We start from the raw sequence: 23,227 nt of genomic DNA, 5'->3' as shown, positions 1-23,227 counted from the left end.
GTGTCAAAGGCCCCTCCCAACTTTCTTTTCTTCAAAGGTTTGATTTAACTTATTCTTGATGAAAGATCTCTTTTCTCTTCCAGGTCAAATTCTTTTCTGATTTGATTAGCATAGACCCCTAACTTATCTGAGTTCATAATGTCCAATGAACGTGGTCTTGGTAAATTCACATCAATAATCTTAGAAATTCGCCCCGGCCTAGAGCTCATTACCGCTACACGGTCACTCAAAAATACCGCTTCAGATATCGAGTGAGTGATGAAAATAATTGTTTTTCCTGTTTCCTTCCAAATTCTTTGCAACTCTACACTCATCGTCTCTCGAGTTAAAGCGTCTAGCGCACTAAACGGTTCATCCATTAACAGCAAAGATGGATCATGAACTAACGACCTAACAATTCCAACGCGTTGTTGCATCCCACCGGATAATTCACTTGGATACCTTTTCTCAAATCCTTTTAATCCAACCAACTCTAACAAGTCCATGGCACGCTCCATGTAATCCGAGCGCTTTTTCGATTGAACATCAACCGGAAGCAATACATTATCAATAATTTTTAACCAGGGTAAGAGGAGGGGCTGCTGAAAAGCAATCCCCAGATCATCTCTTGGCCCCACAAGTGGTGTATTATCAATAAGTACTTCTCCACTGGTAGATGGTAATAATCCACACAAAATATTAAGCAGTGTACTTTTACCACAGCCACTCGGTCCTACAATGGATACAAATTGTCCTTTTTCTACATTTAAAGAGACATCTTTAATCGCGTGTAGTTGTTTCCCTTCTCGCGTTTCATATATTTTATTAACGTCTTTTAACAAGACATCCGATGCATTTGCCACATTCTTCACCCCTAATCACGATTACTCCCACTCTTCGGCTTGCTTCACTATTTCATTTACATCAAAATTAATGAATTCATCTTGTACACTATTATCAAATAATTTACTAGAATCTATTGTGTCCTCTATCATGTTTGTATCGTAGAGATACTGTTGCAAGAAATCCCAAGCCTTAGCTTCTTGAGAACCCCAGTGGTAATCTACTGGCAATTCTTCAACACGCATGTCACCCATTTGTGCTTTCAAAACTTCCAATTCATTATTAAGTGCTGTCGCATCATCCAAATCTTTTGGTGCTCTTTCAGGATACTGATCCCAAAAGATTTTCACTGCTGCTTCTGGATTTGTTTTTATAAAGACACTAGCTTTTGCAAAAGCTCTACCGATTTTGCCAATAATCTCACTATTTTCATCAATATAGTCATCAGCTGCATACAAATTGAAGTTATACATATCGTTTTGCCAATCAGCCATCGGAAGTCCTTTGATATCGTACCCACTTGTTTTCCCTAATGCAAATGCGGAAGCCCATGTTACATAGGCATCAACCGTCCCTTTTTTCAACGCTTCGTACGCTTGTGCACCATAACCAACACTTATTTCTTCCACTGAATCTAACGGAACACCAGCTTCATCAAAACGTACATGTGCATACCCAACTTGACCTGAACCTAGATCTGGAACCCCTAATTTTTTGCCCTCTAGATCTTTTACATCTTCTATACCAGAGTCCGCCATAACAACGAAGCGATCTCCGTTTCGAATCGAAATCCCGTAAACTGACTTAATTGGTATACCTTCTTTTATCGTAGCCATTGCACCAGTAGTAGTTGTCATTACCCCTAAGTCCGCTTTCCCACTTTCTAATAACTGAACAACACCTTGTGATGAATCACCAGGAACTAACGTAACGTCCAATCCTTCCTCTTCAAACCAACCCATCGCTAACGGTAACGTAGCAAAAGGATAACCAATATTAATATCTTTTGTTGCAATTGCTAACGTAACCTTTGTTTTTTCCCCACCCTCATTTGCTCCTTGTGCTGCATCTGATGCACATCCTGAAAAAACCAATACTGATATAAGAGCCAAGATTAAAACTAAAGCCCTTTTCTTTGTAAGACCCATATCCATACCCCTTTTTTATTAGATTTTTTAAAGCCTCTATTTTTTGTTATCGTTCCCTTGCCAAAAAACAATCTTTTTCGATGCTTTTTGAACTGCAAGAAGCAATAAATAGCCCATTAAGGAAATAACCCCAAGAATTGCGAACATATCATCTATTTCAAATCTTGCATTATAAAACAGCATCAAAAACCCCAATCCCTTATCTGCTCCTACAAACTCTGCAACGACAGCTCCAATTACACCAAAAATAATCGCAATCTCTAATCCCGAAAATAAATACGGTAATGATCCAGGTAGTTTTACACGCCGGAAAACTTGCCATTTTGATGCAGAATAAGCTTTCATTAGTTTAATTTGGTTGGCATCAATTTTATCCATGCCAACAATCATGTTAATAAGTACTGGAAAGAAAGTACTTATCATAACCATGGCAACTTTAGAGGAGATCCCAAAGCCAAACCATACAATGAATAATGGAGCTAATGCCATCTTAGGGATAGAATTAAGTGCGACTAAATAAGGAAATATATGATTCTTCATCCACTTTATCTCAGCAACCAAAATCCCAAGAATGGCACCACCCAAACTTCCTAACAGGAAACCGAGCATTGTTTCACTAAACGTTGCCCAAAGATGCTCAATACTCTCAAAATTAAAGAAGAATGAAAAGAAACTAAACACCGTTTCTATTCCTGATGGAAATATAGAACTCGAAATATCAAAAATCCTCACAACAGCTTCCCAAATAAATATAACCGTCAGAAACGTTGCTATATGAAGGGAAATATCAACTATTTTCACTTTCTTTGTTTTCATTCGTCTATCCCCCTTTTTTTTACAAAAGTTAATTATAATCACACCAAGTGTTAATTTATATAACACCTCCCATGTATTGTTTTAATTATACAAATTATTCTGAAAATATCATATGGACAAAGTAAACAAAAGTCAAGATTTAAATTGTCTACTTTATATAACCACCAAATCAAAAAGCAGTAGATATATAGTAAACAATAATCTGGATAAATTATCCAATAGTTATTTTAACTAGTTGATTCTCAAAATTTTGGTTACTTACACCAATGACACGGAACTAACATTTCTATAGTATAAAAAAAAATATAAATTCCTTTGTCAGATATTCTTACAAAAAAATTTAAATATTAAAAAGGATGAGGTTAGAAATTGAGAAATTCTACGACGTTACAAGAAGTAAATAATGACTTGATAAAAGTAGCTTTAGGAGAGAAGAAGGCAGATTTGGTGATTAAGAATGGTGTTATAGTAAATGTACTAACTGGAGAGTTAATACCCGATCAAGAGATAGCAATTAGTAAAGGAAGAATAGCTTACATTGGTTATGCAAAACATACAATTGGTCCCGAAACAGAAATCCTGGATGCAGAAGGAAAGTATATATCACCAGGTTTTATCGATGGCCATATGCATGTCGAGAGCACAATGCTTTCTGTTACGGAATTCTCGAAAGTTGCGTTATTAAAAGGGACAACTAGTATTGTAATGGATCCACACGAAATTGCTAATGTATTTGGTGTGGAAGGAGTTCGATTAATGCATGAAGAAGGTCAACAACTTCCCCTAAAAGTATTTACCACTTTTCCCTCTTGTGTTCCAGCAACAGACGATCTAGAAGATGCAGGTGCCACTTTAGAAATAGAAGATATTCAGGAAGGTTTAACATGGGAAAATGTCATTGGACTTGGCGAAGTAATGAATTTTCCTGGAGTAGTAAATGGAGATCCTTAAATGCTTGGTGAGATTGAAGCTACGCTAAAAACAAAGAAAACTATAACTGGTCACTTTCCCGAAGGAACAGATAAAATGCTTCAAGCTTATATTGTATCCGGAGTTACCTCTTGTCATGAAACTGTGACACGTGAACAAGGGTTGGAAAAATTGCGTTTAGGCATGTATGTGATGATACGTGAGGGTTCTGCCTGGTGCGATGTAAAAGAGGTAATTAAAATTGTTACCGAAGATAAAGTGAAAATTGATAATATTTTGTTAGTTACGGATGATGTTTATCCTAATACCTTGGTCGAGAAAGGGCATATCAATCATGTTGTTCGCCGTGCCATTGAAGAGGGAGTTAATCCTATTGATGCAATTCAAATGGCAACAAGTAATGTAGCTAAATATTTCAACCTCGATCATGATCTAGGTTGTATCGCACTTGGAAAAAAAGCTGATTTACTTATCATCGATGATTTATATAAAATGGAACCAGAAACTGTGATCACAGATGGCGATATCGTTGTCCGCAACAAAAAATATGATTTTGAATCTCCCACATTTACCTATCCTCATCATATTTTAAATTCGGTAAAAGTAGGACGCGAGATTTTGCCTGAAGACTTTTTACTAAAGTCTCAGTCAGTAAATAATTCAACTACAGTAAATGTGATTAAGGTTATTGAAAATAGTGCAAGAACAGAGAAAATGCAAATAAATTTACCGATTGAAAATGAAATTATTCAAACCGATCTTAAAAATGACATCATTAGACTAGCCTGTATTGATCGCCATCATCAAAGCGGCCAAATTTCTCTTGGCTTTGCCCATGGTTTTCAACTAAAAGGTGGAGCAGTGGCCTCTACAGTAGCACACGACAGCCATAATTTACTTGTGATGGGTACCAATGAAAAAGATATGGCCTTTGCAGCAAATAAATTAGCTGAAGCTGGCGGGGGAATGATTGTCGTCAAGAACGAGGAAGTATTAGGCTTTGTTGAAATGCCAATAGCCGGCTTAATGTCCGACCAACCGTTAGAAGTGGTAGTTAATCAAGTAAAAAGACTAGAAGAGGGCTGGAAGAAACTTGGATGTAACATCAACGCCCCTTTTATGACTTTTTCACTTATTGCATTAACAGTTATTCCTGATGCACGAATCTCTAACAAAGGCATTGTTGATGTCAACAAGTTTCAGCTGGTGGAGACTGAAGTTGCGAAAAAAACAATTGTGTAGATTGAATAAGACTTTTGAGGAAGAGAGCGTCTAACACTTAGGATAACTAGTTAACTTTTATGGAGAAAAACAAAATCATGAAGCAGCACACCAGGTCGCATAGTGATTGGTGTGCTACTTTTATTGTTATAGCCTACATGCATAAATCTCAAAATAGCAAATTGTCATTACGGGATTCGTGAGTGTCCTTTTTTAACGCATACTGATTATTGCGGATGAATTAAGCCCCTTATGCGTAGTTTTGAGCCCCCGATTGCGGAAAATAGAGCCACCATTTGCGGAGCTGGGAGCCACAGCGGAGCTGCTTGCCATTGACTGTAACGCCCGATTCTTAGCATTTGCTGGAAGGGGACGGGGCCCCGCCAGCGGATGCTTAGAATCGGATTGTCCGTGTTATCATACTTGAGCGGGTGTGCCTATTGGCATTATTTATTGCAGACCTGCGATTGTTTCTCAACACGGACAAAAGTTAAGTCAGTGGTGGCGGACTATAGTATCTGCGCTAATTATGGCTAAACATTGCCAATGGATCTCCCTTCCGCAATAACTGGCTCAAACGTCCGCATACAGTGGCTCAATCTGTCCGCAATACTCAAACACAAAACCTTTTAGGTTCGGTCATTGTGTTTTGGAATGGAAAGATGCTTTTTTTGTGGATATAGAGATATACTAACAAATGATAATTATTAAATATCATAGTCGTTTGCTTCGCAGCACAATCACATTATTCAATAATTATGAAGTTCCGCAATCGGGTATGATTGCGGAACTACCATAGGACTAATTATTGTCAAATGCACTGACGTAAAGTGGTAAATTCCGTAATGATCTCGATCCCTTGATTATTGCAGATCAATAGAGCCACTTGCACGGAGTTTTGAGCCAGTCATTGCGGAAAAAGGGACCACCATCTATATTCACACGTTATATGTGCAATGCCTCTTAAATCAGCAATCGTTCGCCCAAGCCGAAGGATCCTCATCTGTACCCGAATCTACTACATAAATGTACTACATTCGAGTAGTACAGGCACTGGCATCTACTGAAGTTAGTTAAGATAATCTCCTACTAACTTTTTAAGCCTTCACGAAATTCCGACGGGGTTTTACTGTAATATTTCTTAAAACTTGCACTAAAATAATATTGATTAGAATAGCCTACCAATTCACTAATATTTTTTATCTTAAGTTGTTGGTTTTCTAATAATTCTTTGGCTCTCTCCATTCTAATTTTAGTTATATATTTTGGAATATTTGTCTTAGTTGCTCTTTTGAATATAGACCCTAAGTAAGAAGCATTGAGATTAATTTGTTCGGCAATACTATTGAGATTTAAGTTGAAATCCATATAATTGTTATGAATATAGGATTTAATTTCATCTGAGATAATTTCTGTTCTATTAGAGATTGATTGATCGAACTTTTCACACATTTTTTCACACAATTGATATAAACTCTTTGTAATTTGGTCTAGTGTATCCATCTCATTTATATTAACAAAGAATATCGATACTTGTTGATTCAATGCACTATCAGTAATATTCGTATCTTGCGAAAATTTAATAATTCTTGTGATCAACTTATACAGATGTGCATTGATGAAATTTTTAGAAACAGATTGATCGGCCCAAAATGCTTGTAATTCATTAATAAATAGTTTGATTTCTTGTAATTCATTATTCGATATTAATTTAACTAGTCTCTCTTCCTCTTCATTTGTGAAAATAATCGGTGTGTTTTGACGTTGATCTAATTCTTTTGCATCAAAGATAATTGATTCTGGATAAATAAATTGATATTCCAAAGCTTGTTTTGCTCTTTTATATGAAATAGAAATATCCCAAATATTCTGTACGATGACACCTATACCAATTTTATAGGAAAGGATGGTTTGAAAAAAGCGCAAAAATTTCTCAATATCTTGATTTAATTGATTGCATTGATTTTGTTCTGTTCCTATGATGAAAATCAGGTCATCGCCTTGCTGAAAAGAATGAATAGTTCCAATAGGTTCAAAAGAATGATAAAAAGCATTTCGTAACTGAATTAGTGTAATATGACAGTGTTCTATTTTATGATTTGTCATCAATGACCGCAAATTTTTAATATCAAAAATAACACATATATACTGCTCATTTTCCGTATCTATTTCTAAGAATTTAGCTTGATTGGCTAAATGATAGGATGCATAATACGGATTTGATTCGATTAAATCAACAAAAAATTTTTCCGTTAAAAGCGGTTTGTTTTCCCTAATTTGAAAAAGGATACTTTTTTCTTCATCGATCTTTTTAACCATAGAATCTAATAGGCCATGTAAATATGGAAAATCTATAGGTTTTTCTATGTAATCACAAACATCTAATCTTATAGCTTCTTGCGCATATTGAAATTCATCGTAAGCACTAATAAAAATCACTTTAATCATCGGATGCAATTTTAAAGCTTTTTTTGTTAATTCGATACCATTCATGGAAGGCATATTAATATCAGTAATAATCATATCTATTGATTGATTTTGTAGACATTCAAGTGCTTCATTGGGATTTGTAAAAATATCTATCACTTTGATTTCTAATTGTTCCCAATTGATTTGCTGATAAATCCCTTCACTTGTTTTAAAATTATCATCTACAATAATGACCGTTTTCATTGGTACAATCCCCTTTTAGTCTATTTCACTTTCCGGTAACATCGGATCAATTCGTATTTCTACAGTCGTACCTCCATGTAATTGACTAGTAATTTGCAATGGATCCTGATGATTAGAAAATCTAGTTAATCGAAAATTCACGTTGCTAATTCCAAAGAAGTTTTCAGAGTCAACTGTTTTAGAGGTAAGGGTTTGATTTAAATCTTTTAAATTATGCTGTTCAATACCATCGCCATTATCTTGAATATTAACTAGAATATAATTATCGTCATAAGAGATATTTATCTGGATATATAGCTTTTCTTTACAGTTGCTAATTCCATGTTTAATAGCGTTCTCAATTATAGGTTGCAAAACAAATTTTGGAATTAAGAAGTTTTCAATCATGTCATCTGTTTTGATATCCCAAGTGAAAATGTTTTCCTTATTTATACTCTCAATTTCCATAAATAATTGAACAATTTCTAGCTCATCTTTAATTAATATTAGTTCCTCTTCTTTCCGTAATAATAATCGATAAAACTTTGCCAATCTAGTAATCATTTTATTAGCCTCTTGAATATTACCTGAACTCTGACAACTTTTAATAGAATCTAAAATATTATACAGAAAATGTGGATTTATCTTTGCTTGTTGTAATTCGAATTGCATCTTTTCTTCTATTGCTTTCATTTCTAATATCTTCTCAAAATCATGGTTCATTTTGTTAGACATTTCATTAAAAACGAGTGAAAGACGGTCAAATTCATCATGAAATTGTTTTTTTTTCAAAACAGGTAGATGAACATTAGTAAGTTCTGTTCCATTTTTCTTATTTTTATAATGATCTAATATGGATGCTATTTTATTTACTCGTTTACTTAAATTATTTGAAATGAATAGACTGCTAATTATAGCAATCAAGACAGTTAAAATTAGTGTGGTTAATAAAATACTAATTAAGATTTTTGTATTACTTCTTATATATTTGTTAGGCACTTCTGTTATCATACGCCATTGTGTAACAGGATTTTTTATTGTAATTACAGTTGTATCTTCTATTTCGATTACAGTAGTTTCTTCTGATGTCACGGAATTCAAAACATTTTTTATAGTTGAAATTTGCAAATGATTAGCTTCACCAATTATGGATTCCCCCTGTTCATCTGTAATAAAAATATTTATAGAGTCTTCCAACTCTCTTTCTTTTAGTACTTTTTCAATTTCATTAACAGGAATATCAATAAAATAGACATATTCAATTTGATCACTATTAGCTAATTGAAATGGTTTAAATATCGATATGTAATCTTGAGATGCATTAGAATTATATTTAATAAAAGGTTCCTTAATATTTTGCATCACTTCCCAATTATTTTCATTTGCTTTCGGTACAAGTTCAGTCAAGGACAGGTTTCTATTTTGTAAATCGTCAAATGAAAAAAAAGTAATTCCTTCATTGCTAAAAATAAAACGTTCATCAGAATAGACGCTAATATTACCAAAATTAAAAGTGCTGCTTAAATTAAATAAGCTATTCCGAACATTACTATATGTAGTCAACTGACGAGATAAAGAACTATCCGGCTGTAGTATTAGGGTATACATATGGTATTCCATAACATCAGCAGCATTTTTCATTTGGTTAAAACGCTCTGCTAATGATGCATTTAACTGTGTGCTTGAGTAAGATACGGAATCTACAATTTTATCTTTTGCAATGTTATAAGCCAGCACGTACGATAAGCCTCCAACAATAATTAAGGGAATAACAGCAATTATTAAGAAATTAATCATCAATTTATTTCTGAACTTTGAAAAAAAGGATTTTATTTTATCGTGGAATTTATACACCTGTAGTCACCAACTTTATAGGTTTATTATTACTTAATATACTATCTTCTTTGTAAGAATTTAAGTGTACCTAGAATTTTTATAAACAAATCCTATGAAATTTGCATTTTCTATTCTTTTCAAGCAATTTATAATTCAAATTGAAGGATCCTTCATCGTATGAAAGCGCTTTTAATTAAAGGGAGGTTTTTACGTTGTCAAAAAATAAGTTTCGCTCTTTTTTATTGTTGATGGTTGTCGGATTTCTATTCTCATTATTAATAGGTTGTGTTGGTGTTAATAATTCAAGCAGTGGTGAGCAAGATTCAAATAATAATGAAAGTAGTGGAGAAAATTCAAATAGTGGTTCTGAAAGTGTAGAAGGTGAAACAATTACTTGGATGACAAATGATTCATCACGACCAGGTTGGGGTGAATTAGAAGAGAAAATTTTAGATGCAACAGGTGTAGAAATTGATGTTGTCGTCACCCCTTCTAACCCGGATGATATGGTAGCAAAAATGACTACAATTCTTTCATCCGGAGATACAGAAATTGATATGATGCATATTAATGATGAATTGATGACAGCCTTCTCGAGAGCCGGTTATTTAGAGCCTCTGGAAGATGATGTGATGACTGAAGATGTTATTTCGAATTTTGCAGAACAGTATATGAATGATATTCCAACTTATGAAGGAAGTGTTTATTCTGTACCAAGTTATTTAGAAATATTAGCATTTTGGGTTAACCATGCATTATTAGATGAAGCAGGCATGGAGGTACCTAGTAATAAAGAAGAATTTTTGGAATATGCTCGAGCAGTTACTGATTTGGGTGAAGATGTTTATGGTTATGGTGGTGCCTGGGAAAGAAGTTATGTATTTAATGAAATAGGTACATTTATTAACTTGTTTGGTGGAGATTATTTTGATTGGGAAAATCCTAAAACACAGGAAGCACTTCAATTCTTATATGATTTAGCACACGAAGAAGAAGTAACTCCACTAAGTCAATTGGCTGATATTTATGATCCAATGATCCAGAAATTTATTGATAACAAATATGGCATGTTGTTTATGTATACAGGGGCTATTCCTACTTTTGATGAAGCAGGAGCTTATGGTCCAGAACATTTAGATATCGCTCCTATGCCAACGTTTGAAACCAATGATGCTTATATTGCTTCTTGGCACCATGTTATTAATGCATCATCTGAAAAGAAAGAAGCTTCGAAAAAAGTATTGGAGTATTTAGCATCCCCTGAAGGACAAATTGCTTATTATGAGATGTCTGGTCGTTTACCAGCTAGGTTAGATGTATTAAATGATCCTGATTTCTCTGCTCCAGGTTTGGAAAGTGTTCAACAATATATTGAACAAAGTACGCTAAGAGGTAGACCATTAGTACCACAGTCTATGGAATTCGTCAGTGGTATCGGTAGTATATTTCAAAATTATATATCGGATGAAATTACTCTAGATGAGACAGTGGAACAAGCGCAAGAGGAGATTGATCGATTAACCAATTAATGTATAACTTTTATCGGAAGAAGTATACTTCTTCCGATAATCTTTAAATAAGAAAGAGTGATATAGATGCAAGGAACTATGAAAAAATCTGCAAAATGGAAACTCGCATGGCTATTAATTTTACCCGTTTTAATCGTAAGAGGTTTTACAATTGTTTATCCATTAATTGTAACTTTTATTAATAGCTTTTTTGAAATAAATATGTTTAAAGGTGGAGAAGCAACTTTTGTAGGGATACAAAATTTCATTAATATTTTTCAAGATGATAAGATCATAGCTTCTCTTAATTTTACTATTATATTCACTGTCGTTTCGATGATTTTTCATGTGATTCTAGGTGTGTTTTTAGCTTTATTACTAAATGTTAAGTTTAGAGGAAAAAAGTTTTTAAGAACTATTACCTTAATACCGTGGGCTATGCCGATGGTTGTAACAGGAATTGCAGCTAAATGGGCATTTAATGATAGTTATGGTTTAATTAATGATTTAATTCGCAGAATCAATCCAGATTTTCATTTTGATTGGTTAATTCATCCATGGTCTGCTCAATTATCGGTTATATTAGTAGATTTATGGAAAGATATACCTTTCTTCGCAATTCTAGTTTTAGCTGGACTACAATTTATACCAGAAGAAATATACGAATCAGCTAAAATTGATGGCGCAAATAAAATTAAAACGTTTTTTAAAATAACGCTTCCAATGATAATTCCTACATTATTGACACTATGTATCTTCTTTACTATGTGGAGAATAACCATGTATGACTTAGTATATGCGATGACTTCTGGTGGTCCTGGCGATTCTACTAGTTTATTAGCTTATCGGATTGCAGTAGAAGCCTTTACGAACTTAAATATAGGATACGCGTCTGCACTAGCCCTGTTGTTATTCTTTATCATGATTGCGTTTAGTGCCATTAATTTATTATTTATTAAAAAGGCACAGTACTAGGAGGGATATCGTGAATACAAAGAAAAACCATATATTTCATTTTATCTTTAGGTGGGGATTAACGTTATCTGTTGCTTTTATTATATTAGTTCCTTTGTATTGGATTTTTGTTTCTTCTATTACACCAAGAGGAGAACTATTTTCGACACCAATTAATTACTTCCCAGAGAATTTTACATTTCAAAATTATATCGATTTATTTATTGACTTAGATGTTGAAGTAATGGCTTGGAATACTTTGGTGGTAACTGGTCTATCATTATTTGCAACTATTATTTTAGGTACAGCAGCAGCATATGCATTTGCAAGATTTGAAAAGTTCCATAGCATCAGTTGGTCGTTCAGATTATTATTATTCTCAGCCTTAATACCACCTGTCATTACAGCAAGACCACTATATGATTTTATGAAATCGTTTAATCTAGTAGATACTTATTTAGGTTTAATCATTTTGTATACAAGTTTATTACTGCCATTCTCTGTGTTAATTTTGTATAACTTTGTAAAACAGATTCCAATGTCACTAGAAGAAGCAGCACAAATAGATGGTGCTCATTTTGGCCATATTTTATTTAAAATTTATTTTCCTTTAATGAAGCCAGCGATAGCTACAGTATCAATCATTAATTTTATTCTTAGCTTAAATGAATTTTTCACTCCATTATTTTTCACATATAGAATAAAGATGTTGAGTGTTGGAATTACCACCGTGCCAAGAGAAAGTAACTTCGAGGTTCCGTGGGATCTGATTAGTGCTATGGGTTGGTTTATTATATTACCTATCATATTATTTGTCCTATTCTTTGAGAAAAACATTATGGAAGGTATTACGCAAGGCGGCGTCAAACAATAACAAATAGGAGCGATAAGATATGTTTCACGATATGTTTTTGAATAGTTTATCTACTTTACCTTTAACAAGTAATGTAAAATCAAGAGCGATTACAGCAGAAAATCCTAGAGGAGAAAAAGGAGCAGGTGGTAAGGCATCTAGTCACTTAGGACCATCTCGCAAAGGCTCACCCTGTTTGAGAGATGTGCAACCTGGTGAAACGGTCACCTTATGTAATATAGATGGTCCAGGAGTTATTCAACATATATGGATGACTGTTACAGATCAAACAGAAAAAAATTATTTCGTACTTCGTGATCTCGTCTTAAGAATGTATTGGGATGATGAAGATCATCCATCTGTTGAAACGCCATTAGGTGATTTTTTCTGTAATGGATTTGGGAGAGGTTGTGTCGTCAATTCATTACCAATTGCGGTTAATCCAACACGAGGATTTAACAGTTATTTTCCTATGCCTTTTCATAAAAAAGCGAAGATCACCATAGAAAATCAACACGAGGGGCCTATCCCTGCTCTGTTCTATCAAATTGATTATGCAATCCATGATGAATTACCAAGTAATACAGCTTATTTTCACGCAAAATGGAACCGACAAAAAATTACAAATAATGCTGAAGATTATGTCATTATCGATGGCATTAAAGGAAAAGGACAATATATTGGAACTTATATAGGATTGGCCACTTTAGAAAGATATTGGTGGGGTGAAGGAGAAATCAAAATGTATCTAGATGGTGATACAGATTATCCTACTATTTGCGGAACAGGTATGGAAGATTACTTTGGCGGTGCTTGGAGTTTCGCTTCTCAAGAGAATGGAAAAACGGTTGAAAATACGTATAACACACCCTATTTAGGTTATCCTTATTATTCGAAACATGACGAAATGGTTCACAATCCTTATCATAATGATGATGTGCCGCCAATGCGAGGCTTTTATCGTTGGCACATTCTAGATCCGATTCGATTTGAAAAAGAGCTAAAAGTAACTGTACAACAAATTGGAGTCTATAAGAATGGACTTTTTGAAAGACAAGATGATGTATGTTCTGTTGCTTATTGGTATCAGACAGAACCTCATCAACACTTTGAACCATTATTAGAGGCGAAAGATAGATGGCCTAGATAATGTTTAAATTTACTGGCTGTGCTTTTTATAAGCACAGCTTTTATATAGATTGGAAAGGATGATTGTATTCATGTATGGTGCCATTGAAGCAGGTGGAACAAAATTTGTATTAGCAGTAGGCAATGAAAAAGGAGATATTTTAGACAAGCAAGTAATTCCAACAGAACATCCAACAATTACTATACCGAAAGTAATTAATTTTTTTAAAAACAAAGGCATTAAAAAATTAGGTCTAGGTTCATTTGGTCCGATTGATATCAACGAAGAAAGCAATACTTACGGACAATTACAAAAAACACCAAAAAATGATTGGGTAGACTATCCATTAGGAGAAACTATTAAAATAGCTTTAAATGTTCCGATTAAAATTGATACAGATGTTAATGTTGCTGCTATGGCTGAAGCAAAATGGGGTAATGCGATAGATGTAAACACTTGTTTTTATATGACAGTAGGTACAGGGATTGGTGCGGGAGCATACGTTCATGGTCAAACCTTAAAAGGATTGTCTCATCCGGAAATGGGTCATATTAAAGTAAGGCGTCACCCAGAAGATACGTATGTGGGCTCATGTCCTTATCACAAAGATTGCTTAGAGGGAATCGCATCAGGTCCTTCTTTAGAAAAGCGTTGGGGTAAAAAGGGAAATGAACTAGCAAATGATACAAAAGTATGGGAAATCGAAGCATATTATTTAGCGCAGGCGTTAACCAACTATATTTACATTCTATCACCAGAACGCATTATTATCGGTGGGGGGGTAATGAATCAGCAACAACTTTTACCGCTTATTCGCAAACGGGTAATCGAAATGCTTAATGGCTATGTAAGCTCTCCTTATTTAACGGGAAAAGAAATTGATCAATACATCGTTTCACCAGGCCTAACTGATGAAGCAGGGATAAAAGGAGCGCTATATTTAGCAATAAACAGTTAATCTATATTGAAATATATGTAATTGTAGCTTTATAGTTTTATCATTTCAAATGAATAATTGTTCAAGAGTGTACCTTGCTGGGTTAATATAATAAGTTCCAGAAATGGAGTTGGTAAAATGCAAACGGAGAAGTATCGTCCAAGTTTTCATTTTAGTCCACATACACAGTGGATGAATGATCCAAATGGTTTAGTATATCATGATGGAGAATATCATTTATTTTATCAATATCACCCGGATAGTACTATCTGGGGTCCGATGCATTGGGGGCATGCAATAAGTAAAGATCTTTATCAATGGGAAGATCTACCGATTGCTCTATATCCAGATGAGTTAGGATACATTTTCTCTGGAAGTATAGTGGTGGATGAAGAAAATACAAGTAATTTACAAAACGGGGATGGTGCTGTAATGATAGCAGTTTTTACACACCATAGTGACAATAAAGAAACGCAGAGTATTGCTTATTCCAATGATAAAGGTAGAACTTGGAACAAGTATAAAGGTAATCCAGTAATCGATAATCCAGGATTATCAGATTTTCGAGATCCTAAAGTGTTTTGGCATGCATCTTCCAGGCAATGGATAATGTCTTTAGCGTGTGGTGATCATATTCAATTTTATGGATCACCTAACCTGCTAAATTGGACTTTTCTTTCTCAGTTTGGTAAGGAATTTGGTGCACATGGTGGCGTATGGGAATGTCCAGACTTAATTTCATTATTTGTTGAAGGAGAACAAGAGGTCAAATGGGTCTTAATTGTAAGTGTGAACCCAGGTGGTCCTAACGGCGGTTCAGCTGTACAATACTTTACAGGTCATTTTGATGGTGAAGTGTTTCACTGTGAAGACGATAAAGATAGCGTGAAATGGGCTGATTACGGTCGTGATTTTTATGCAGCAGTAACATGGAGTAATTCAGAAGAAAAATGGTGGATCGGTTGGATGAATAATTGGCTATATGCAAATGAAGTACCAACTTATCCGTTTAGAGGGCAAATGACATTACCGAGAAAATTAAGCTTAATTAAACAAAACAATACACATTATTTGCTTCAGACTCCCTTATCCATACCAAGAAGTGATGTTTATTTTGAAGTTGATCACATAGAATTAACAGATGAATCACCTTATCACTTTTCACTAACTGACTGCACCTTATTATTAAAAACAAAAATAAAAAATTGTAAAGCAGGAGCTTTAACGTTTACTCTTGCCAACAGAAGCAAGGATTTCATTAAAATTACTGCACAACAAAATAACATTATAGTAGATCGAGAAAATAATAGTGAAAGAGATTTTTCAGTTGATTTTCTAAGCAAAGGTCAAATGAAAATCTCAAAATTAGATAAGCTAAGTCTAATCATTGATCGTAACTCAGTGGAGTTATTTATTAATGATGGAGAATCTGTGATGACAGAACTATTCTTTTTAAATGATGAAGAACTTACACTAACAGTTTCAGCAAATGACTATCCAATTAAATTAACTGAGTTTCAGGTTAGACGAGTTAATTCCATGTACAAGATAATATGAAATATGCATTGAAATACCTTATTGAATTAAAATTGTTTAAATGTTACAGTATGAAACTATCAGATCACTTAAATTAAATCTGATAACACACACGAAAATGTCTGTGGATAGTCTGTTATCCTTCACGGTGACTACAAGTGATTATTCATTCATGGTTACCGTGAAGTACACAGCTATCCTCTAATAAGAAAGCGCTCAAGAGGCGGCTTATTTAACGTATCAATTCTTAAACGCTTAAAATATAGTAATTTATAACTCTTACTTCAAGTGTTTCATCGTACATATTGGTTTGAACAGTTCTTTACCACCTGTTGAAGTGAATTGTATGGCACTTAACTTACTTAGGCATGTTGTTTACGAAAGTCCTGAGGTGTCATTGATGTTTCTTTGCGGAACATGGTCGAGAAATATGAGAAATTCGTATAGCCTACAGACAATGCCACATCGCTGATGGACATCTTTGATTTGATCAATAGTTCCTTCGCACGAGATAATCGCTCCTTCAAGATATAATCCGAGATCGACAAACCTGTTTCTTTTTTAAAAAGTTTAACAACATAATCAGGACTTAAACAAACATAGTCCGCAATATACTGTCTAGAGAGTTGATCATCCAAGTGCAATTCAATATATCGCTGGATCTTCTCAACAATCGTCTCATTTGAAGACAAAGCCTTCATACTTGAAACAGCAATTTCAATGACCTCTGTTACCCAAATTTGCAAATCTCGTACCGAATGGGTTGCGGTCACTGCTAGTTCTGGTGCAAGGAGCTCGTGCAATATTTCCTCTGCTCTCAGACCCGATTGTTGTAATGTATGAAGCACCGATTGTAGAAAGCTTTGATAAAACAATTGAAGCTGTTTCACACTTAAATTTTCTGCGTTTTTCCAACTCTCCAAATTAACACGCACCTCATCAAGCAGCCGCCTCTTCTCAAGGTTTCTAAGCATCTCAGACCAAACTTGCATATTGGGGACCTTAACGTCACAAACCACATGAGGCTCCTCGTCAAAAAGAAATATTCTACCTGCCGCATTCACTTGATTCCTCTGCGTTTCAACAAGAGTCTCACACATTTCAGCCAAGCGATCTATGGGGATCATTTTTCCTATATAGCATGAAAGATGGCAATAAAAATTCTTTTCACACGCTTGAATATAAGTATTGCAGTAATTATTCATTTTCACGTGAAGTTCATCCACTAATTGATTCGAATAGCATTCTGAAGGAATAATAAGGACAAAATCGCTACGACTCAAATGAACCGAATGCGCGTCGTAGAAATGACTCATTACAAGCTCATCCAGTGCATTCCTCAAAGCATAAAGTATAGGGCTTTCATCTTTAGCGCTAAGCTCTTTATTAAAAAAATCGATATGAATAAGAACAGGAAGAAATAACGTTGTTTCTGTATATGAAAGGTGGTGCCTTGTCGCTTGTTTCAGTATGAAATCAATTCGTGCTGGTATATCCTGACGTAATACCTCTAACCAAAATTGTTCTAGCAATCTAGCGGCAATTCCACGTTCCCTCCAAATCTTATTAAGAGCCATTGTAACTGCCCCTGCTAGTTCCTCTGCCGGAACTGGCTTTAAAAGATAATCAAGACTGCCTAGTTGAACCGCCTTTTTCGCGAATTCAAATTCTGCATGGCAAGTAAGAAATATACACTCAGTTTTTGGATACTTCTCACGAGTCCAAGCGAATAAGTCGAAGCCAGTCCCCTGTGGCATCTCAATATCGCTGATCATCACGTCAAATGACTCTAAGGCAAATGCATCCTTCGCTTGACGAATATTATAAGCTGTTTCTACCTCAGAGAAGCCTATACTCTTCCAATCAACACTAGACTTAATACCGTTTGCGATAATAGCTTCATCATCCACGATCAATAACCTAAACATTCATATCCCTCCTTTAAAGCAAATACTTTTGATAAAGAGATGAACACGACCACGGACAACCTTCATTCATTCTAACCCTTCAATAAAACGTAAGTTATTACTTGAAAACTATTGTTAAATTGCTTTCTAAAAAATCAAATGTTAACTATCACCATTCCGATATTACTCTCTAAATAATTTTAGTGACTATATATAAGGAGAAGACTAATCTCCTAGTTTCATTGGTAGAATAATTTCAACCAGCGCGCCGTCTCTATTGCTGAAATTAATCGTTGCCCTACCCTTGTACAGAAGTTCCAGCCTACGTTTCACGTTCCATAAACCGATTTGTTCTCCTTGGTCGGACATAGGATTCATGTTTTTCTTTAAACTCCGTAGCAATTCTTCTGGAAACCCCGGACCATTATCCATAACTTGTATAAACATATCACCTTTAGACAGTTGCTCAACTGAAATGTGAATATAAGTTTGTCCATCTGTATTAATTGCGTACTTTATTGAGTTCTCAACAAATGTTTGAATCAAAAGGGGCGGCAAAGAAACTGAAAACAACTCCTCCGGCACATCAACTTTATAAGATAAATTATCTGGAAAACGAAAAGCCTGAATATGCAAATAGTTGACTGTATGCTTGATCTCTTCCTGCAAAGAGACGAAGTCCATATCACTTCGAAACATAAATCGAAAATATTGAATCAATGATATGGATAGCTCTTGTATTAGAGGTGATTTTTTGTCCATTGCCAAATAATAAATAATATTAAGTGTATTCAGGAAAAAATGCGGATTAATTTGTAGTTGAAGCTGCCTTAACTCTGCTTTCTGATTCATCAGTTGTTCCTCGTAAATGTCGATCTTTAATTGTTGAATTTCCGAAACCATGCCATTGAACGTCTCATTCATAGTCCCGAATTCGTTAGAAGTCCGATAAGGTGATATTCGAGCATCTAAATTACCTTCTTTAACCTTGCGCATCGCTATAAGCATCCGATGGATCGGTAGCAGTACAACTCTTCTCAGAGCAAATAGTGCAACAGCTATGCTCAGTAAAGAAGCAATTGCAATTACATACGTAATTCTCAACAGATAGGGCAGTTGTTCTAAAATCACTTTATCCGGCACCAGCGCTACCAAGTTGAATCGACCTTTGGAAGAGGAATTTCCGACGATGAGATATCCTTCATTTCCCCCAGTCAGCCTGTAATCATTATTTTGGTATGCTAAGTTAACGTCATGCTCCTTAAATAAGATGTCATCATGGAGTGGCTCATTATTTTCGTTAGTGAATGCCACTCGCCCGTTTTCACCAAGGCTCAATAAGTGCTCCGGCCCAAGAAGGTCATCGATCTTAACTCCCATTCCTATATATTGACTACCCGACCTCATAATGCGCATGACATAATAGTCATCTTCAAATTTGATGTCAAACCACATATACCCGAACTCCACCTCCAATGACCGGGATTGAAGGAACTCATTTAATGGAACTTTAACCTCTTGCCAATTTGACATATCCACTCTCGGCTTTTGCTCGTTAGGAACAAAAATCATCTCTTTGTTATCAATATTATAGACAAAGGTGAATTCAAGCTTTTCATAATAAACCATATCTTCGTACATTTTTTGAAAGATACGGAACCTTTCCAATTGGTAAGTATCAGGATCCTTGGAAGCTGCTTTTTCCAATGGCAGAAAACCATTCTCCTCGATAATAAGCCGCATTAAATACGTATCCAATGAATCTAAATTCTGATCCACAATATCTATATATAAATTTACTGTACTACCTATTGAATCTGCAACTTGATTTCTGACTACTTTAATAGAATAAACATTGTTGTATATAAGGTACATAACGATGGGAAGCATTACAATAATTATTCCGGCAATGAGTTTGAAACGGATTGAATTGATAATAGTTTTGTTTGTTTTCATGTACCGATCATCCTCTCACCTAAGAGAAACATCTGATTCTTAAATTCCAACTTGAGGAAGGAGTAATAAATTGAGAGCGTCAATTTATTACTCTTCCCATCGATTTAGCCCGTAGCCTTGTTTATTCATTTAAGCTGAACTTTTATACATTATATATGAAAACGCTTACTCATACTAGTGGTTTTACATTTTACCTATACATTCAGATTCATAATTAAGAGAGTCGACATCCCGTTCCTTCTATTAACCTTTCACTTTCACTTTCACATTCTACTTAAGTGACGGCTATTAGTATTTTTTCGGATTCAGCCCACGAGCTAATGCGTCGATGTATTCTTTCCTTGCCCGTCTACTTATCTCAGCATCGTTATAAATGGAATCAAAACCATGATAACATCCAGGATACAAATGAAATTCAACAGGGACATCAGCCTGAGCCAAACGCGCAACATATTCAATCGTTTCATCTCTAAAAGGATCAAGTGCACCTACACAGGTATATGCTGGGGGAAGACCCGTCAAATCTCTTGCCCTTGCCGCTGCAGCATAAGAAATGTGTGCATTGCTTGGTGCAGTACCAAGATACATTCCCCATGCCTGCTGGTTCATTTCCCTATTCCATACATTAGGGAAATTATCTTTATTGATTTCATGACTAGAAGGTGTAATGTTGCGATCATCAATCATCGGATACAACGGCATTTGTAAAATAATCTCTGGTCCTCCTCTATCACGGGCAAGTAGAGCAAGAGCTGCGGTGAGTCCGCCTCCTGCGCTAGCCCCTCCAATTGCGATTCTAGACGAATCGATTTGTAATTCATCTGCATATTTAACCATCCACTTCAACCCCGAGTAACAATCTTCAATAGCAGCCGGATAAGTATGATCCGGGGCGAGTCTGTAATCAATGGAACAAACGATGCAATTGGCGTTCAGTACAAATTGTTCACACAAATTATCATCCAAGTCCGGATGTCCCATGATATAACCCCCGCCATGCATCCACATGAAAGCAGGCAGATATGATTCTGTCTTGTTAACAGGTTCATATATTTTCATCAGAAGATCAGTTTCCGGGCCTTGAATCATTCTCGTTGATGTCTTAACGAGTGGCGACTTCTCAAGTTTCGGAAGGACGAAATCCTCTGGAATTGTGCGATTGTGAAGGTCGATAATAGGGAAACCTTCCATTATTCTCTCAAGTTCCGGATTTATTTTGTTTTTACTTTTCAACTTTTCTCATCCTTTCACTTTGTTCATGTATTTGTAAGGTTTTGGTTCATAAGTTTCCTTATCTAATTAAGGATTTCTTCACGAATTATCCGTGCTTTCATGCTAAATTCTTTGAATGTTAGCTCGGTGAACACTTGAGAATCAACCAATTACTCTACATTTAGCTAAAAGTTCACTTAATCAAAATTATTCTTCATCTTTCTCTCTTCCCTAAATAGTCTTCACTGCCAAACTTGTTTAAATTTCAAAACTTTCATAAACCAGAAATTCCCCTTAATATCAATTTTCTGCAGGAGTTATTTCCGTACACTTTTAAAAGGATACCTATAAAGAGACTTCCGCTCCATCTTCATTCACATAGGTGATGTGAAATTCCTTGCTTTGGAAATCTGCACGAAGCCTTGTCCAGCGATCATGATTACTCCATGTGATTTCCAATGTTCCGTTCTTCACTTTTTCATTGATTAAGATCTCGCCATCGAAAGCCGGATAATTATTTCGAAAGCGCATGATTTCATATAACCTCTTTAGCATTGGAAGCTCCATGCGTTCAACAATTTCTTCTTCGTCGTAATTGTGGCGGTTAACACTCCTAGGCTCGCCAATCCGTTTAAGAGACTCGACATCATTTTCTCCAGCTAGCAACCCAACATAGTAAACTTGAGGAATGCCGGGTGAGTATAACTGCACAACTCGCGCAAGAAGGTATGACGCATCGTCTTCGTCGAGAGCGGAGTAATAGGTGCACATGAGCTGGTATTGTCTTGCTTTGGCTCCAGACATTTTTACTATACCGGCAGGAAGCTTCGTATATTCTTGAAGCTCTGCTGTTTTCATATTTACCTTATTTCTAACGAGATCTATCTCGTCATCCTCCAGCAGTCCAGCAACATCGACAACCCCTATACCATCATGGGTATCTAATGTCGTGAACTGCTTACGCGGACATATCTTCAACCAATGGATTAACCTATCTGTACGCCCAGTCATCAAGCCATGTAGCATTAGCATTGGCAACGCAAAATCATATACCCAGTGCCCACGTTCTGCCATTTTTAATTGAATGCGGTAATTCTCATGGATTTCTGGAAGCATTTCTGTACCTCGGTCTCTGAGCGGCTTCATACCTATATCGAGTACATCCCAAACTTCTGGCTCGACGAAGAAGCAACTTGTCCCCGGCTTCTTTGATGCATAAGCGAAAGCATCGAACCTGATCAAAGGAACAAATTCAGAGATGCGTTCCAAGTTCCGTTGATAATAATCTTGTGTAGCCAATGCCCACGGATCAATATCAACCTGCTCCTCGAAGAATGTATTCCAAAGCTTGACGACCTTACCATCTTCTCGTATAAATTCTTTATAAGGACCTTGAAGCTTTCGACGATAAAGGGCTTCTAATTCTTCTTCTGTGGGTTCACCGTTTGTCCAGAATTCTTCCCAATGAATAAACATCTCTTTGTAAGGAGAAGCATCACCTCTTTTCATATAATCTTTAAACTCTTCGCTTCTTATGGAGACATGATTAATCATGAAATCCGCCATTAGATAATATTTTTCAGAAAGCTTCCTGATGTCCATCCAGTTTCCGAATGCATGATCTACCCCATCGTAGTTGATGACTGCAAATCCTCGGTCACCTGAAGAAGGAAAGAAAGGCAGAATATGAACCCCACCAATAACCCCTTTAAAATATTTACCTAATACTTCGTAGAGGTCTTTCAGGTTATTGCCCATGCTATCCGCATAAGTTATTAACATGATCTGATTTGAAATTTTCTTCATTATG

General features: G+C 35.5%; 15 protein-coding genes and 1 pseudogene. 7 read left to right on the top strand and 9 right to left on the bottom strand.

The genetic code is table 11. The features are described from left to right. Positions 1-44: 44 nt before the first annotated feature. From ACI6MV_RS09625 to ACI6MV_RS09615, 3 genes are read right to left on the bottom strand one after another with little or no spacing between them, the layout of a single operon-like run. Complete coding sequence (locus ACI6MV_RS09625) at positions 45-842, bottom strand: ABC transporter ATP-binding protein (protein ID WP_407270073.1); 798 nt, start codon at positions 840-842, stop codon at positions 45-47. Between the two features lie 21 nt (positions 843-863). Then, positions 864-1,970 carry an ABC transporter substrate-binding protein gene (locus ACI6MV_RS09620; RefSeq protein WP_407270072.1) on the bottom strand — a complete coding sequence of 369 codons (1,107 nt, stop codon included), beginning with the start codon at positions 1,968-1,970 and terminating at the stop codon, positions 864-866. Positions 1,971-2,006: 36 nt separating this feature from the next. After that, positions 2,007-2,786, bottom strand: coding sequence for an ABC transporter permease (locus tag ACI6MV_RS09615; RefSeq protein ID WP_407270071.1), 780 nt, complete (start codon positions 2,784-2,786; stop codon positions 2,007-2,009). Between the two features lie 369 nt (positions 2,787-3,155). On the opposite strand from ACI6MV_RS09615, the pseudogene ade reads away from it, so the two are divergent. Next, a pseudogene (ade, locus tag ACI6MV_RS09610) lies at positions 3,156-4,958 on the top strand (adenine deaminase). 1,068 nt (positions 4,959-6,026) lie between these two features. On the opposite strand, the gene ACI6MV_RS09605 reads toward ade, so the two are convergent. Together ACI6MV_RS09605 and ACI6MV_RS09600 are read right to left on the bottom strand one after the other, a co-directional pair. Then, on the bottom strand, positions 6,027-7,610 hold the full coding sequence (locus tag ACI6MV_RS09605) for a response regulator (protein ID WP_407270070.1): 1,584 nt from the start codon (positions 7,608-7,610) through the stop codon (positions 6,027-6,029). Between the two features lie 15 nt (positions 7,611-7,625). Further along, entirely contained in the window at positions 7,626-9,326 is a 1,701-nt protein-coding gene (locus ACI6MV_RS09600) for a sensor histidine kinase (RefSeq protein ID WP_407270069.1), read from the bottom strand. 311 nt (positions 9,327-9,637) lie between these two features. Here ACI6MV_RS09600 and ACI6MV_RS09595 point away from each other — a divergent pair, with 311 nt between their 5' ends. The 6 genes from ACI6MV_RS09595 to ACI6MV_RS09570 all read left to right on the top strand — a co-directional run bounded on the left by ACI6MV_RS09595 (position 9,638) and on the right by ACI6MV_RS09570 (position 16,363). After that, on the top strand, positions 9,638-10,954 hold the full coding sequence (locus ACI6MV_RS09595; protein ID WP_407270068.1) for an ABC transporter substrate-binding protein: 1,317 nt from the start codon (positions 9,638-9,640) through the stop codon (positions 10,952-10,954). A 78-nt stretch (positions 10,955-11,032) separates the two neighbouring features. Then, the gene (locus tag ACI6MV_RS09590) at positions 11,033-11,908 is read left to right on the top strand and encodes a carbohydrate ABC transporter permease (RefSeq protein ID WP_407270067.1); all 876 of its coding nucleotides are present in this window, start codon (positions 11,033-11,035) and stop codon (positions 11,906-11,908) included. Positions 11,909-11,918: 10 nt separating this feature from the next. Then, complete coding sequence (locus tag ACI6MV_RS09585) at positions 11,919-12,761, top strand: carbohydrate ABC transporter permease (RefSeq protein WP_407270066.1); 843 nt, start codon at positions 11,919-11,921, stop codon at positions 12,759-12,761. A gap of 19 nt (positions 12,762-12,780) precedes the next feature. Then, positions 12,781-13,890, top strand: coding sequence for a glycoside hydrolase family 172 protein (locus tag ACI6MV_RS09580; RefSeq protein WP_407270065.1), 1,110 nt, complete (start codon positions 12,781-12,783; stop codon positions 13,888-13,890). A 70-nt stretch (positions 13,891-13,960) separates the two neighbouring features. Further along, positions 13,961-14,827, top strand: coding sequence for an ROK family protein (locus ACI6MV_RS09575; RefSeq protein ID WP_407270064.1), 867 nt, complete (start codon positions 13,961-13,963; stop codon positions 14,825-14,827). A gap of 117 nt (positions 14,828-14,944) precedes the next feature. Further along, positions 14,945-16,363, top strand: a complete 1,419-nt coding sequence (locus ACI6MV_RS09570; protein WP_407270063.1) for a glycoside hydrolase family 32 protein — start codon at positions 14,945-14,947, stop codon at positions 16,361-16,363. Positions 16,364-16,704: 341 nt separating this feature from the next. Here the strand turns inward: ACI6MV_RS09570 and ACI6MV_RS09565 are convergent, their stop codons facing one another. The 4 genes from ACI6MV_RS09565 to gtfA form a co-directional block, all read right to left on the bottom strand. Continuing rightward, entirely contained in the window at positions 16,705-18,270 is a 1,566-nt protein-coding gene (locus ACI6MV_RS09565) for a response regulator transcription factor (RefSeq protein WP_407270062.1), read from the bottom strand. A gap of 204 nt (positions 18,271-18,474) precedes the next feature. Next, positions 18,475-20,205: a sensor histidine kinase gene (locus tag ACI6MV_RS09560; protein WP_407270061.1), complete on the bottom strand. Its 1,731-nt coding sequence runs from the start codon at positions 20,203-20,205 to the stop codon at positions 18,475-18,477. Positions 20,206-20,493: 288 nt separating this feature from the next. Continuing rightward, positions 20,494-21,438, bottom strand: coding sequence for an alpha/beta hydrolase (locus tag ACI6MV_RS09555; RefSeq protein ID WP_407270060.1), 945 nt, complete (start codon positions 21,436-21,438; stop codon positions 20,494-20,496). Positions 21,439-21,762: 324 nt separating this feature from the next. After that, positions 21,763-23,223 (bottom strand): sucrose phosphorylase, encoded by a 1,461-nt coding sequence (gene gtfA, locus ACI6MV_RS09550; RefSeq protein ID WP_407270059.1) that lies wholly within the window; start codon positions 23,221-23,223, stop codon positions 21,763-21,765. Positions 23,224-23,227: the final 4 nt, after the last annotated feature.

This window comes from Radiobacillus sp. PE A8.2, assembly GCF_045635475.1.
Taxonomy (GTDB): domain Bacteria; phylum Bacillota; class Bacilli; order Bacillales; family Amphibacillaceae; genus JBJGXI01.
Note: the sequence above shows the minus strand (reverse complement) of the source record. Positions and strands in the feature narration are given on the sequence as shown.

Coding starts and splice junctions, on each gene's coding strand:
- ACI6MV_RS09615 (WP_407270071.1), bottom strand. CDS start 2,786: ATGAAAACAAAGAAAGTGAAAATAGTTGATATTTCCCTTCATATAGCA.
- ACI6MV_RS09620 (WP_407270072.1), bottom strand. CDS start 1,970: ATGGGTCTTACAAAGAAAAGGGCTTTAGTTTTAATCTTGGCTCTTATA.
- ACI6MV_RS09570 (WP_407270063.1), top strand. CDS start 14,945: ATGCAAACGGAGAAGTATCGTCCAAGTTTTCATTTTAGTCCACATACA.
- ACI6MV_RS09565 (WP_407270062.1), bottom strand. CDS start 18,270: ATGTTTAGGTTATTGATCGTGGATGATGAAGCTATTATCGCAAACGGT.
- ACI6MV_RS09560 (WP_407270061.1), bottom strand. CDS start 20,205: ATGAAAACAAACAAAACTATTATCAATTCAATCCGTTTCAAACTCATT.
- ACI6MV_RS09575 (WP_407270064.1), top strand. CDS start 13,961: ATGTATGGTGCCATTGAAGCAGGTGGAACAAAATTTGTATTAGCAGTA.
- ACI6MV_RS09580 (WP_407270065.1), top strand. CDS start 12,781: ATGTTTCACGATATGTTTTTGAATAGTTTATCTACTTTACCTTTAACA.
- gtfA (WP_407270059.1), bottom strand. CDS start 23,223: ATGAAGAAAATTTCAAATCAGATCATGTTAATAACTTATGCGGATAGC.
- ACI6MV_RS09590 (WP_407270067.1), top strand. CDS start 11,033: ATGAAAAAATCTGCAAAATGGAAACTCGCATGGCTATTAATTTTACCC.
- ACI6MV_RS09605 (WP_407270070.1), bottom strand. CDS start 7,610: ATGAAAACGGTCATTATTGTAGATGATAATTTTAAAACAAGTGAAGGG.